Here is a 13,414-nt window from a genome sequence, read left to right as displayed (position 1 = left end):
TGATCTTGCGGGCCAGCGGGATTTATGGTGCCGCGCGCTCAAGGCGCGGTAAAGCGTGAAGGAGACTGGCCGGATGATCATGCGCATCCTGAAACTGGTAATTTTGATCCCCGTCGCTCTGGTGCTGATCCTGCTTGCGGTCGCCAACCGGCATGCCGCGACGCTCGCGCTCAATCCGTTCGAGCCGGCCGACCAGACGCTGTCGCTGACGCTGCCGTTTTTCATTTTCTTGCTGATCGCCGTCATGGTCGGCGTCGTGATCGGCTCCTTCGCCACATGGTTTGCCCAGGGGCGTCATCGCAAGCGGGCCCGCGACGAGGCTTTCGAAGCCCGCAAATGGCGTGAGGAGGCGGATCGCCAGCGTGGACGCATCGAAGATCTCACCACGCAGAAACTGATTTCCGCCTCTCGTTGAGGCTGATGCCGGGCAATCGCCGCTATCAGCCTTCGTCCTCCTCGTCGTCGGTGATCGCCTGGTTGGTCACCGCCTTTTTGAGTTTGCGGAAAAACTTCTCCGCGAGTTTCTTGGACGAGGAATCGATCAGGCGTGAACCCAGCATGGCCAGCTTGCCGCCGATTTTGGCGTTGACCGAATAGGTCAGGACGGTGTGATCGCCATCCTCGGTCAATTTCACATCGGCGCCGCCCTTGGCGAAACCGGCGATGCCGCCCGAACCTTCGCCGGTGATCGTGTAGCTTTCCGGCGCGACGATATTGCTGAGCGTCACCGTGCCCTTGAAGGTCGCCGACACCGGACCGATCTTCAGCTTGCTCACGGCCGCCATCTGGTTTTCGCCGGTGCTCTCCAGGCTTTGGCAACCCGGTATGCACTTGCAGAGAATATCCGGATCGTTCAGCGCCGCCCAGACGGCTTCACGGCGTGCGGGAATGCGTTCTTCTCCAGTCAGATCCATGCGGCTCTCCTCCATGCGGGTTTTTGTTGCACTTAATGCAGTCCTCAAACATCTTTGCCAAGAGGCGCAAGGATGCTATTCCACCCGCTTGTCGCAGAATTGAGAAAAGGCAGAGAGTGAAGAGCAAGAATCCGCCCCGCGGCCCCCGAGCATCCGCTGATCGCGCTCCCTCGCGCGCCGCAAAACCGGGCGGACGCCCAGAGCATGCTCGCCCGGCGCGCAACGAGACGGTCCGAGAAGTCCCGCGGGAAAAGCGCGAGGCCAAGCCCGTATCGCAGCCGCAGCCGCAGCTTGTCCTGCGCGAGGGCGAAAGGCCAGCCGAGCGCGCGCCGCTCATTCTGGAAACATCGGGCGAAGACGGCTATCGCCTGCTTGATAGCGGCGCAGGCCTCAAGCTCGAACGTTATGGCGATATTACCGTTGTCAGGCCGGAAGCGCAGGCGCTCTGGCCGAAATCGCTGAGCGACGCGCATTGGGACAAGGCCGACGCGGTTTTCACCGGCGACACTGACGAGGAAGGCATGGGCCGCTGGCGCTTTCCGCGCCGGGCGATCGGCGAAACCTGGCCGATGCAATTGCTCGGCGTCGATTTCTTCGGCCGCTTCACCTCGTTTCGCCATACTGGCGTTTTCCCCGAACAGATCGTCCATTGGAGCTGGATGCGCGACGAGGTCATCAGGCGCGGCGGCAAGGCCAAGGTGCTCAACCTGTTCGGCTATACCGGCGTCGCCTCGCTGATCGCCGCCTCCGCCGGCGCTGAGGTGACCCATGTCGACGCCTCCAAAAAAGCCATCGGCTGGGGCAAGGAAAACCAGCAGCTGGCGCGCATGACCGACAAGCCAATCCGCTGGATCCTCGACGATGCGATGAAGTTCATCGAGCGCGAGCGCCGGCGCGGCAACACATACGACATCATCCTCACTGATCCGCCGAAATTCGGCCGCGGCCCCGATGGCGAAGTCTGGCAGCTTTTCGACCATCTGCCTGTGATGCTCGACATCTGCCGGGATCTCCTGTCGCCCAAGCCGATCGGCCTGGTGTTGACGGCCTATTCGATCCGGGCGAGCTTTTATTCCATGCATGAACTGATGATGGAGACCATGCGCGGCATGGGCGGGCTGGTGGAATCAGGCGAACTCATCATTCGCGAAACGCCGACCGAACCCGGACAAGCCGCCCGCGCGCTCTCCACCTCGCTCTTCAGCCGTTGGACCAGACCATGACCGAACGCCATGACGACGGCCCGCGCCGTCCCGGGCAGGTGAAGGAAATCACTTCGCTCGCCAATCCCATCATCAAGGACATCAAGGCGCTCAGCCAGAAGAAGAACCGCGAAGCCGGCGGCCTGTTCATGGCCGAGGGGCTGAAACTGGTTCTCGACGCGCTGGAGACCGGCTGGAAGATCGACACGCTGATTTTCGCCAAATCCGCCAAGGACAAGCCCCTGGTCGAAAAAGCCGCCTCGCGCGCAGTCGCCGCCGGCGGCCTCGTGCTCGAAGTCAGCGAAAAAGTCTTGTCCTCCGTCACCCGCCGCGACAATCCGCAGATGGTGGTTGGCATTTTCCACGCCCGCTGGACCTCCCTTTCCGCCATCAAGCCCAAGGCCGGGGAGACCTGGGTAGCGCTCGATCGCGTTCGCGATCCCGGCAATCTCGGCACCATCATCCGCACCGCCGATGCCGCCGGCGCCTCTGGCGTGATCCTGGTCGGCGAGACCACCGACCCCTATGGGCTGGAAACCGTGCGCGCCACCATGGGTTCGATCTTCACCATGCCCGTGGCTCGCGCCAGTCAGGCCGATTTTCTCAAATGGCGCAAGACCTCGGGCGCGAGCCTGATCGCCACCCATCTCAAGGGCGCGATCGACTATCGCCGCGCCGATTACAAGGCGCGCCCCGTGGTGCTGCTGATGGGCAATGAACAGTCCGGTATTCCCGACGAACTGGCGGAAGCCGCCGATGTCAGGGTCAAGATCCCCCAGCAGGGCAAGGCCGATTCGCTCAATCTCGCCTGCGCCACCGCCGTTATGCTGTTTGAGGCGCGCCGTCATCTGCTCGAACTGGACGCCTGATATGGAGGAGAAAGCCAGCCTCTTGGCGCGGCCGCGCGCCTTCCTGCCGTTCATCCTCGTTGCTGTCGCGCTCGATCAGCTGATCAAGGCGCTGGTGGAGCTTTATCTGCCGCTGCATGAAGCCCTGCCGGTCATTCCGTTTCTGGCGCTCTATCGCACCTGGAACGAGGGCGTCGCCTTTTCCTTCCTGTCGGACATGGACGGATGGGTGATCGTCGTCATGCGCTTCGTCATCATTGGCGTGGTGCTCTGGTGGTGGCGCGGCGCCGATCGGCGGGCCTTCCTGCTCAATCTCGGCTTTGCGATGATCGTCGCCGGCGCCATCGGCAATATCATCGATCGATTCGTTTATGGCCATGTCATCGACTATGTGCTGTTTCATACTGAGACATGGTCCTTCGCCGTCTTCAACCTGGCGGATGCGCTGATCTCGGTGGGCGCCGCTTGCGTCGGCGTCTGGGAGATCTTTTTTCAGCCAAAAGCGTCCCGGAACGGGAATTAACTGCGCCTTAAGAATAACCCGCAAGGCTTTTGAAAGCGGATGCGTGTTAGCCCATGTGTCATGAGCGAACCGCAAAAACTCCAACATCGCCTCGCGATGGAATTCCTGGCCGAGGCTCCTCGCCTGAAGGAGGAGCCTATGGACTTGCGTTATCCCGTCAGAGACCCGTCGCGGCGGGACTTCTCGCCGCCGCTAGAGCCCGATCCGGATGAGCTTTTGGCCTCCACTGATATGGAGGGGCCGGGCTCGATGAAATATTGGATCGCCGGCAGCGCGCTGGTGGCTGCGGCGCTGGCGCTGTCATCCGGTCTTGAGGTCGGCCTGCTGGCGATGGGCGGATTTCTCGCTGCTGTCGCGATTGGCAGCCTGTTCCTGCGTTCCTCCGCGCGCAATTCGCCGCAGCAGCGGACGCAATCGCCCGCAACCGCCGCCCAAACGACGCAGGTCGCCGACGAGCTTTCCACCAGCCAGGGCGACAGCCGCCTTGCCGCCGGCGTGCTCATGGGCGCGATCCACGATGCGCTCGGCGACATCACCGTCTGCCGCAGCCTGAAGGGCGTGATTCTGTCCGCCAACAACACCTTTCGCCGCGTCAGCGGTTGCGAGACGCCCGAGGGCCGGACCTGCGAAAGTCTCGGCATCCGGTTCGAGCCGGGCAAGATCAAGCATTGCTATGACGTGAGCTTCCGCACGCGCGATGGTCTGCGCACTTATCTCTGGCACGACATCGTCACCCGCGATCCGGTGATGGGCGACATGGTCGTCCAGAGCATCGCCCGCGACGTCACCTCCGAACGCTTCGACGCCGAAAGCCGGGAGCAGGCCCGGGCGCGGGCAGAGGAGGAAAGCCAGCTGAAATCGCAACTGATTGCGACCGTCAGCCATGAAATCCGCACGCCGCTGAGCGGCCTGCTCGGCATGGGCCAGTTGCTGTCCGATACCGAACTGACGCCGGCGCAGGCCAATTACCTCGCCGGCATTCGTTCTTCCGGTGTGGCGCTCGCCCAATTGGTCGAGGATCTGCTTGATTTTTCCACGGTCGAGGCTGGCAGGTTCCGGCTGCGGCCGCGCGCCGAGCCCATTCGCCCGCTGGTCGAAAGCATCGTCGAGCTTCTGTCGAGCCGCGCCCATGAAAAGGGCGTGGAGATCGGCGCCGTCATGGCGCCGGATCTGCCGGAGATCCTGACCATCGATCCGGCGCGCCTCAAGCAGGTGATCTACAATGTCGTCGGCAACGCCGTGAAATTCACCGAACAGGGCGGCGTCGTCGTTTCGGTGGGCGTCGAGGCGGGCCATCTGGTCGTCACGGTGCGCGACACCGGCCCCGGCATGAACGAAGGCGAGATGAAGCGGATCTTCGACGCTTTCGAACAGGGCGATCTGAGCCGCGCCCGCGAAGGCGGCGTCGGTTTGGGCCTGGCGATCTCTGCGCGCATCATGGCCGAAATGGGCGGTGGGGTGACGGTTGAAAGCGAGCTCGGTCAAGGCAGCGTGTTCACCATCCGCATGCCCGCCGATATGGAGACGCGGCCCATGCGCAGCGGCCGCGAACTCGCTGGCGGACGTATCCTGCTGCTCGCGCCAGTCGGCCCTGCCGCAAGGGCGCTGGCCGAAACACTGCAGGGCCTGGGCGCCGAAACCCATGCCGCCTCCGCGATCATCGACGCCGAAACGCTGTTGACCATGCGCGAAAAATTCACCGGCATCATCGTCGACCACCGCCTGGACGCCGAATTCACTGCGGGCCTCTGCCGCGATCCACGGTTGGCCGGCGCCAAGCGCGTCTATCTCGTCAATCCCGAATCGCGTCCCGCCCAGATGTCCGGCGGCGCCTATGACGGCTGGCTGATTCGTCCGCTGCGTGAACAGTCGCTGATCGACGTGCTCACCGGCCGGCTGAAGGGCCTGGAAGCCCGCGACGCCGCCAATGACGATTTCCCCGTTCTCGCGGCCGAGGCGCAAGAGGACGAGCAAGCTGCGGCGCGTCCGGGGGCTGGCTCCGGCTTCTCAATCCTGATCGGCGAGGATGATCCGGTCAATGCGATGATTTGCCAGGCCATTCTCGAAAAGGCCGGCCATCGCGCCCGTCTGGCGGATACGTTCAACAAGCTGGATGCGGCGTTTTTAGAAAAGAAGCCCGATCTCATCCTGACCGACCATCACATGTCCGATGGCGTCTGCCTGGATTTCATCGCCCGCTTGCGCGACACCGAGGCTGCAGAGGGTTTGCCGGTGACGCCCGTTATCGTGCTCACCGCCGACGCCTCCGACGCCACCCGCAGGGAGCTTCTCCTGCGCGGCGCCGATCTCGTTCTGTTGAAGCCGGCCGATCCCGATATTCTCAATGGCGCGATCCTGCGGCTTCTGGGAAAACCGGCCTTGGAGATCGCGGTCTAGCGTGTCTCGCCGCCATGCGGCGAGGCGGATACACGTCATCATATTGTCTCACACATATGGTTATAGAGCTGCATCTTGACGTGAAGGATGCATGCCATGACTGCGGAGCTCTTACAGATCAATTCCGACATCGCGCCGCCGCTCGACCCTTCGTCCTCGCTGTATTCAGCCCGCGAGCCGGCGCTTGGCCGCATCGGCGCGCTTGAGACCCGCCTTGCGGTGTCCCGCCGGGAGATCGAGGCGGCGCAGACCATCCGCTACAGGATTTTCGTCGAGGAAATGGGCGCCCAATTGCCGCCGCAGGCCATGCGGCTGGGCCGCGACATCGACGCGTTCGACGAGATCTGCGACCACCTGATCGTGCTCGACACCGGTATCGACGGCCAGAGCCACGAGCAGATCGTCGCGACCTATCGCATTCTCCGTCATGACGTCGCTTTCGCCAATGGCGGCTTCTACTCGGCCTCCGAATTCGAAATCGCTCCGTTCCTTGCTCGCCATCCCGGCAAGAAGTTCATGGAGCTCGGCCGTTCCTGCGTGCTGCCCGCCTACCGCACCAAGCGCACCGTCGAACTGCTCTGGCAGGGCAACTGGGCCTATGCGCTGAAGCATGGCCTCGAGGTCATGTTCGGCTGCGGCTCGTTTCCGGGACGCTATCCCGAACTGCATGCGCTGGCCCTGTCTTTCCTGCATCACAACAATCTCGCCAAGGACGAATGGTCCGTTCGCGCCCTGCCGCAGCATCACCGCGATATGGACCTGATGCCGCCGGAAGCCGTCAACGCCAAGCGGGCGCTGATGGCCATGCCGCCGCTGATCAAGGGTTACCTGCGTCTCGGCGCCATGGTTGGCGATGGCGCGGTGGTCGATCACGCCTTCGGCACCACGGATGTGCTGATCGTGCTGCCGGTCGAGAGCATTTCCACCCGTTATCTTAATTACTACGGGGCCGACGCCCAGCGTTTTGCCTGCTGAACATCCACCCATCCTTCGGTAGGCCCGGGGCCGAACTGGCCGTTCGCTCCGGCATTTTCTTCAGCCTCTCCGGCGTCTGCGCCGGGGAGGCTTCTTTTTCGGCCGGCCATCTCGTAAGCGGGAGGTCGGCAAGCTCGCGCGGGCTCATGCTGCGAAAAACCGGATCAAGGAAGGGATCTTCCTCCGTCGCGTCGCTCTCCTTGAGCCACGCCGCAGCGTTCGAAAGCACCCTCCACATGGCGCTCGCCAAGGTCATCCGCCTATTTTGCTTGATGTCCATCATCCTGTCGTCCTCCATCTGGCATTGACGTGATGATTTAGATATTCTCCTTCTCAGTCTAAGCTTCAATGCAGCTCTTCAAGCTGTCACTATAGGTTTTCTAAATGAGAAACCTCAACCTCGTCCATCTCAACGGCCTGCGCGCGCTCGAAGCGGTGGGTCGCGCCGGAACGCTGCAGGCGGCAGCTGATGAGTTGGGCGTGACGCCCGGCGCGATCAGCCAGCAGCTCGCCAAGGCCGAGGCGCAGCTCGGCAAACAGATCTTCGAGCGTCGTCCCAAGGGGCTCGCGCTCACCGAGGCGGGCCGCGTCGCTCTGCCGAAACTCACGCAAGGGTTCGGTCTTCTGTCTCAAGCGGTGGCCTCTGTGCGCGGCGATGACGATCGCACGCTGACGATTTCCGTCGCTCCCGTGTTTGCCGCTCGCTGGTTAGTGCGCCGGCTCGACGGCTTTTTCCGTCTGCATCCCGAGATCGATATCCGCATCGACGCCACCAGCCGGCTGGTTGATCCCTCAGCCTCCGATATCGATCTCGCCATCCGCGTCGGACGTGGCGACTGGCCCGGCGTCGAGGCCGAATTGCTCTTGGAGCAGGAGATCTTTCCCGTCGCCGCTCCCGCGCTCACAACCCACCTCACAGAGCCGCGCGATATCCTAGCTCTGCCCGCCGTGATCGACAGCCAGGCCATGTTCGGCTGGGACATCTGGCTGAACGCCGCAGATCTCCACGGCGAGGCTATCACCCCACGCCACCGGCTCAGCGAAGCCTCGCTCTGCCTGGACGCGGTGATTTCAGGTCAGGGCGTGATGCTGGGCTGGCAGACGCTTACTGTCGACGCCATTCTCGGCGGCTGCCTGTGTGTCCCCTTTCCCATCCGCGCCCGCACCGGTTTCGCCCATTATATCGTGACCGCGAAAGGCGGGCGCGAAACCGCCAAGGCCAAGGCCTTCAAGGCCTGGCTCAAGGGCGAACTCGCCGACAGCATGGCGGCGCTCGACGCCGCCATTGGCCGTCAGGAGCCGGCGTTGTAGGCGGCGATCGCCGCCATATTGACGATATCGGTGTCTTTCGCGCCCATCGAGACGATCTGCACCGATTTGTCGAGACCGACGAGCAATGGGCCGATCACCGTCGAGCCGCCGAGTTCCTGCAGCATCTTCGTCGCGATCGAGGCCGAGTGGAAGGCGGGCATCACCAGCACATTGGCCGGGCCGGAGAGACGGCAGAACGGGTACTGCTCCATCAGCTTCGGATTGAGCGCGACATCGGCGGCCATCTCGCCGTCGAATTCGAAATCGACGCGACGCTTTTCCAGAATCTTGACCGCCTCGCGCAGCCGTTCCGAACGTTCGCCTTCGGGATGGCCAAAGGTGGAATAAGCGAGCATGGCGACGCGCGGCTCGTAACCCAGCCGGCGGGCGAGGCCGGCCGCTTCCTCGGCGATATCGGCCAGTTCCTCTGAAGACGGCATGTCATGGACGGCGGTGTCGGCCACCAGCACGTTGCGGCCCTTGCACAGCGCCAAGGACGCGCCGATGACGCGATGGCCAGGCTTGGCGTCTATGCAGCGCCTGACGTCTTCCAGCGCGGTCGAATAATTGCGCGTCATCCCCGTCACCATGCCATCGGCGTCGCCGAGCGCCACCATGCAGGCGGCGAAATGGTTGCGGTCGGTGTTGATCAGCCGCTGGGCGTCGCGATGCAGGTAGCCCTTCCGCTGCAGCCGTGCATAGAGATAGTCGACATAGACCTCGCGGCGGGTGGATGTGCGGGCGTTGATGAGTTCGATGCCGGGCCGGGCGAGATCGATGCCGGCGCGTTCGGCATTCGCCAGGATCACATCGTCGCGGCCGAGCAGAATGGCGGTGCCGAGCCGCTGGTTGACGTAAGCGATGGCCGCCCGCATCACCTGCTCTTCCTCGGCCTCGGCGAACACCACCCGCTTGGGATGGCGGCGCACGCGCTCATAGATCTGCTGCAGCGTCGAGGCGATTGGGTCGCGTCGGCTGTTGAGCGACCGCGCATAGGCGTCGAGGTCAGCGATCGGCTTGCGCGCCACGCCGGTGTCCATCGCCGCCTGCGCCACCGCCACCGGGATCGATGAGATCAGCCGGGGATCAAACGGCACGGGAATGATGTAATTGGCGCCGAAGCGCGGCCGGTTGCCCTGATAGGCGGCGGCCACGTCATCCGGCACGTCTTCCTTGGCGAGATTGGCGAGCGCGCGCACGGCGGCGATCTTCATCGCTTCGTTGATGGTCGAGGCGCGCACATCGAGCGCGCCGCGGAAGATATAGGGAAAGCCCAGCACATTGTTGACCTGGTTGGGATAGTCCGACCGGCCCGTGGCCATGATCGCGTCGTCGCGAATGCGGGCGACCTCTTCCGGGGTGATTTCCGGATCCGGATTGGCCATGGCGAAAATGATGGGCTTGTCGGCCAGGGAGCGGATCATCTCGGCCGAAAACGCGCCCTTGGCCGACAGGCCGAGCACGACATCGGCGCCGTCCATCGCTTCGATCAGCGTGCGCTTGTCGGTCTTCACCGCATGCGCCGATTTCCACTGGTTCATGCCTTCGGTGCGGCCCTGATAGACCACGCCCTTGGTGTCGCAAAGGATGATATTGGCGGGATTGAAGCCGATGGCCTTGATCAGCTCGATGCAGGCGATGGCCGCGGCGCCCGCGCCATTGCAGACCAGCCTGGTGGTCTTAAGGTCGCGGCCCGTCAGATCCAGCGCATTGATCAGGCCGGCGGCGGCGATAATGGCGGTTCCGTGCTGGTCGTCATGAAAAACCGGAATGTCCATCATTTCGCGCAGCCGGCTTTCGATGACGAAACAGTCCGGCGCCTTGATGTCCTCGAGATTGATGCCGCCGAAGGAGGGGCCGAGGAAGCGCACGCAATTGATGAATTCGTCGACATTCTCGGTGTCGATCTCGAGATCGATGGAATCGACGTCGGCAAAGCGCTTGAACAGCACCGCCTTGCCTTCCATCACCGGCTTGGAGGCGAGCGCGCCGAGATTGCCGAGGCCGAGAATGGCGGTGCCATTGGAGATCACCGCCACCATATTGCCGCGCGCCGTATAGTCATAAGCCGTGGCGGGATCTTCGGCGATCGCCTTGACGGGTTCCGCGACGCCCGGTGAATAGGCCAGCGAAAGATCGCGCTGCGTCGCCATCGGCTTGGTCGGTGTGATCTCCAGCTTGCCGGGTCGGCCCATGGAATGGAAATCCAGCGCCTCCTGCCGGGTGACGGTGGGCAGAGTCCGGTCGCGCTTTGTCTCGGATGGCATGAAGTTCCTCCCTCAAGGCTTCTGTGGGCGCGTTCCGTTTTGCCGGCGCCGCTTATTGTCTTTGTTCTCAATCCGTCTAGAGTCTTTGACAAAAGCTTTATTGAACAACAGACCAACTTTGTCAAAAAGAACAGCATGACGATTACCGACGCGCTCACGGTCGCCCAGCTGGCGTCGGAGGAAAGCCGCCTTTCCGCCACGCCGATGATGGAACAGTTCATCGAGATCAAGGCCGCCAATCCAGACAGCCTGCTGTTTTATCGCATGGGCGATTTCTACGAGCTGTTCTTCGAGGACGCGCTCGAAGCCTCCCGCGCGCTCGGCATCACGCTGACGCGGCGCGGCCAGCATCTCGGCCAGGACATTCCGATGTGCGGCGTGCCGGTGCATGCCGCCGATGATTATCTGCAGAAGCTGATCGGCTTCGGCTATCGCGTCGCCGTCTGCGAGCAGATCGAGGATCCCGCCGAAGCCAGGAAGCGTGGGGCGAAATCGGTGGTGCGCCGCGACGTGGTGCGGCTGGTCACGCCCGGCACGATCACCGAGGAGAAACTTCTCAATCCCGGCGACAGCAATTACCTGATGGCGCTTGCCCGCATCAAGGGCGGCGACAGGCCTGTTTATGCGCTGGCCTGGATCGATATTTCCACCGGCGTCTTCCGCGTCACGGAGAGCGAGCTGCAGCGTCTTCTGGCCGATATCCTGCGCATCGACCCCAAGGAGCTGATCGTTTCGGACCAGCTGTTCCACGATGTCGATCTGCGCGGCGTGTTCGACGTGCTCGGCCGCGTCGTCAGCCCGCAGCCTTCGGTGCTGTTCGACAGCGCAACGGCGGAGACCCGCATCACCCGCTATTTCGCTGTCGGCACGCTCGATGGCTTCGGCGGCTTTACTCGCGCCGAGCTCGCTGCTGGCGCTGCGGCCATCGCCTATGTGGAGAAGACCCAGATCGCTGAACGCCCGCCGCTCGGCCGGCCCGAGCGCGAAAGCACCGCCTCCACCCTGTTCATCGATCCCGCCACCCGCGCCAATCTCGAGCTTGCCCGCACCCTTTCCGGTTCTCGCGAGGGATCGCTGGTCAAAGCCATCGACCGCACGGTAACCGGCGGGGGCGCGCGCCTTCTGACCGAACGGCTGATGTCGCCCTTGACCAAGCCCGACATCATCAATGGGCGGCTTGACGCGGTTGGCTTCTTCCTCGACGAGGCGCGGCTGCGCGACGAGCTCCGCACGGAATTGAGGCGCGCGCCCGACATGCCGCGCGCTCTGTCGCGGCTGGCGCTCGATCGCGGCGGCCCGCGCGATCTCGCCGCCATTCTCGCAGGCCTCGCCGCAGCGCGGGGCGCCGCCGCGCATCTTTCCGGACGGGCGCTGCCGGCGGAACTCATGCAGGCTGTCGCAGCTCTTGGCGGCGTGCCTTTCGCGCTTGAGGATCTTCTCGCCGGCCTGCTGGCTGAAGACCTGCCGCTGTTGAAACGCGACGGCGGCTTCCTGCGCGATGGCGCCATCCCCGAACTCGACGAACTCCGCGAACTCCGCGACCAGTCGCGCCGGGTGATCGCGGGACTGCAGGCCTCCTATTCCGAGGAGACCGGCGTCAAGTCGCTGAAGATCAAGCATAACAATGTCCTCGGCTATTTCATCGAACTGACCTCGGGCACCTCAGGCGCGCTGACCGAGACGCCCGAGCGCCGCGCCCGCTTCATTCATCGCCAGACCACGGCCAGCGCCATGCGCTTCACCACGATCGAGCTTTCCGATCTCGAAAGCCGTATCGCCAACGCGGCGGAGAAGGCGCTTTCGATCGAGCTTGCCGCCTATGATCGCATGGTCAAGGCGGTGGTGGACGCCGCCGAAGTGATCAAGGCTGCGGCCAATGCTCTGTCGGTCCTCGATGTCTCCGCAAGCCTGGCGACGCTCGCCGACGAGCAGGCCTATTGCCGGCCGCATGTCGACGATACGCTCGATTTCTGCATTCGCGGCGGCCGCCACCCGGTGGTCGAGCAGGCGCTGAAGAAGGCGCAAGGGTCGCCTTTCGTCGCCAATCACTGTGATCTCTCGCCGCTTGCCGGCGAGAAGAATGGCGGCGTCTGGCTGCTGACCGGCCCGAATATGGGCGGTAAATCGACCTTCTTGCGCCAGAATGCCCTGATCGCCATTTTGGCCCAGATGGGCTCCTATGTGCCGGCCGAGGAGGCGCGCATCGGCGTGGTCGACCGGCTGTTTTCCCGCGTCGGGGCGTCCGACGATCTGGCGCGCGGCCGCTCCACCTTCATGGTGGAAATGGTCGAGACGGCGGCGATCCTCAATCAGGCGACGCCGCGCTCGCTGGTGATCCTCGATGAAATCGGCCGGGGCACCTCGACCTTTGACGGGTTGTCGATCGCCTGGGCGGCGGTCGAGCATCTGCACGAGGTCAATCGCTGCCGTTCGCTGTTCGCCACCCATTTCCACGAAATGACCGTGCTGTCGGAAAAGCTCGCCCGTCTCGCCAATGTCACCATGCGCGTCAAGGAATGGCATGGCGACGTGGTGTTCCTGCATGAAGTTGGCCCCGGCGCCGCCGACCGCTCCTATGGCATCCAGGTGGCGCGTCTCGCCGGTCTTCCCGATTCGGTGGTGGCGCGGGCCCGCGACGTGCTGACTATCCTCGAAGACGCCGACCGCAAGAACCCGGCGACCACGCTGATCGATGACCTGCCGCTGTTTCAGGCGGCTGTCAGGCGTGATGAGCCCAAGGCGCAAAAGGCCTCTGAAGTCGAGGCGGCGCTGAAGGCGCTCAATCCCGATGACATGAGCCCGCGCGAGGCGCTGGAGGCGCTTTATGCGCTGAAGAAGCAGTTGGGGTGAGGGCAAGCGGCGGACGCGCCAAATCGCTCCGCCGCGTCATCACGCCCAGAGTTCCGCATGATTTTCTCGCTTCGCCCATGCGGGCTCGGCCGGGGCGCGAAGAACGCCTCGTTTGTTTAGTGTTAGT

General features: G+C 63.6%; 10 protein-coding genes. 8 read left to right on the top strand and 2 right to left on the bottom strand.

Features of this window, described 5'->3' with window-relative positions; all coding sequences use genetic code 11:
- Window positions 1-73 precede the first annotated feature (73 nt).
- Entirely contained in the window at window positions 74-415 is a 342-nt protein-coding gene (locus tag M2360_RS01850) for a DUF1049 domain-containing protein (protein ID WP_280772663.1), read from the top strand.
- Window positions 416-440: 25 nt separating this feature from the next.
- On the opposite strand, the gene M2360_RS01845 is transcribed toward M2360_RS01850, so the two are convergent.
- A complete protein-coding gene (locus M2360_RS01845) occupies window positions 441-914 on the bottom strand; it encodes a carbon monoxide dehydrogenase subunit G (protein WP_280772662.1) in 474 nt (157 codons plus the stop codon).
- A gap of 116 nt (window positions 915-1,030) precedes the next feature.
- On the opposite strand from M2360_RS01845, the gene M2360_RS01840 reads away from it, so the two are divergent.
- The 6 genes from M2360_RS01840 (at window position 1,031) to M2360_RS01815 (ending at window position 8,170) form a co-directional block, all read left to right on the top strand.
- Window positions 1,031-2,137, top strand: a complete 1,107-nt coding sequence (locus tag M2360_RS01840) for a class I SAM-dependent rRNA methyltransferase (RefSeq protein ID WP_280772661.1) — start codon at window positions 1,031-1,033, stop codon at window positions 2,135-2,137.
- Window positions 2,134-2,985, top strand: coding sequence for an RNA methyltransferase (locus M2360_RS01835; RefSeq protein WP_280772659.1), 852 nt, complete (start codon window positions 2,134-2,136; stop codon window positions 2,983-2,985). Before M2360_RS01840 ends, M2360_RS01835 begins: the two co-directional genes overlap by 4 nt.
- Window position 2,986: 1 nt before the next feature.
- Window positions 2,987-3,487, top strand: coding sequence for a signal peptidase II (lspA, locus tag M2360_RS01830; RefSeq protein WP_280772658.1), 501 nt, complete (start codon window positions 2,987-2,989; stop codon window positions 3,485-3,487).
- A gap of 138 nt (window positions 3,488-3,625) precedes the next feature.
- Entirely contained in the window at window positions 3,626-5,884 is a 2,259-nt protein-coding gene (locus M2360_RS01825; protein WP_280772657.1) for an ATP-binding protein, read from the top strand.
- A gap of 96 nt (window positions 5,885-5,980) precedes the next feature.
- On the top strand, window positions 5,981-6,859 hold the full coding sequence (locus tag M2360_RS01820; RefSeq protein WP_280772656.1) for a GNAT family N-acetyltransferase: 879 nt from the start codon (window positions 5,981-5,983) through the stop codon (window positions 6,857-6,859).
- A gap of 384 nt (window positions 6,860-7,243) precedes the next feature.
- Window positions 7,244-8,170, top strand: coding sequence for a LysR substrate-binding domain-containing protein (locus tag M2360_RS01815; protein ID WP_280772655.1), 927 nt, complete (start codon window positions 7,244-7,246; stop codon window positions 8,168-8,170).
- On the opposite strand, the gene M2360_RS01810 is transcribed toward M2360_RS01815, so the two are convergent.
- On the bottom strand, window positions 8,152-10,437 hold the full coding sequence (locus M2360_RS01810; protein ID WP_280772654.1) for an NADP-dependent malic enzyme: 2,286 nt from the start codon (window positions 10,435-10,437) through the stop codon (window positions 8,152-8,154). The genes M2360_RS01815 and M2360_RS01810 overlap by 19 nt on opposite strands.
- Window positions 10,438-10,572: 135 nt before the next feature.
- On the opposite strand from M2360_RS01810, the gene mutS reads away from it, so the two are divergent.
- Window positions 10,573-13,287: a DNA mismatch repair protein MutS gene (gene mutS / locus M2360_RS01805; RefSeq protein WP_280772653.1), complete on the top strand. Its 2,715-nt coding sequence runs from the start codon at window positions 10,573-10,575 to the stop codon at window positions 13,285-13,287.
- The last annotated feature ends 127 nt before the right edge of the window (window positions 13,288-13,414 follow it).

The organism is Rhizobium sp. SG_E_25_P2 (assembly GCF_029892285.1).
Lineage (GTDB): Bacteria > Pseudomonadota > Alphaproteobacteria > Rhizobiales > Rhizobiaceae > Rhizobium_E.
The sequence above is the reverse complement of the archived record's forward strand: the minus strand, read 5'-3'. Positions and strand labels throughout refer to the sequence as shown.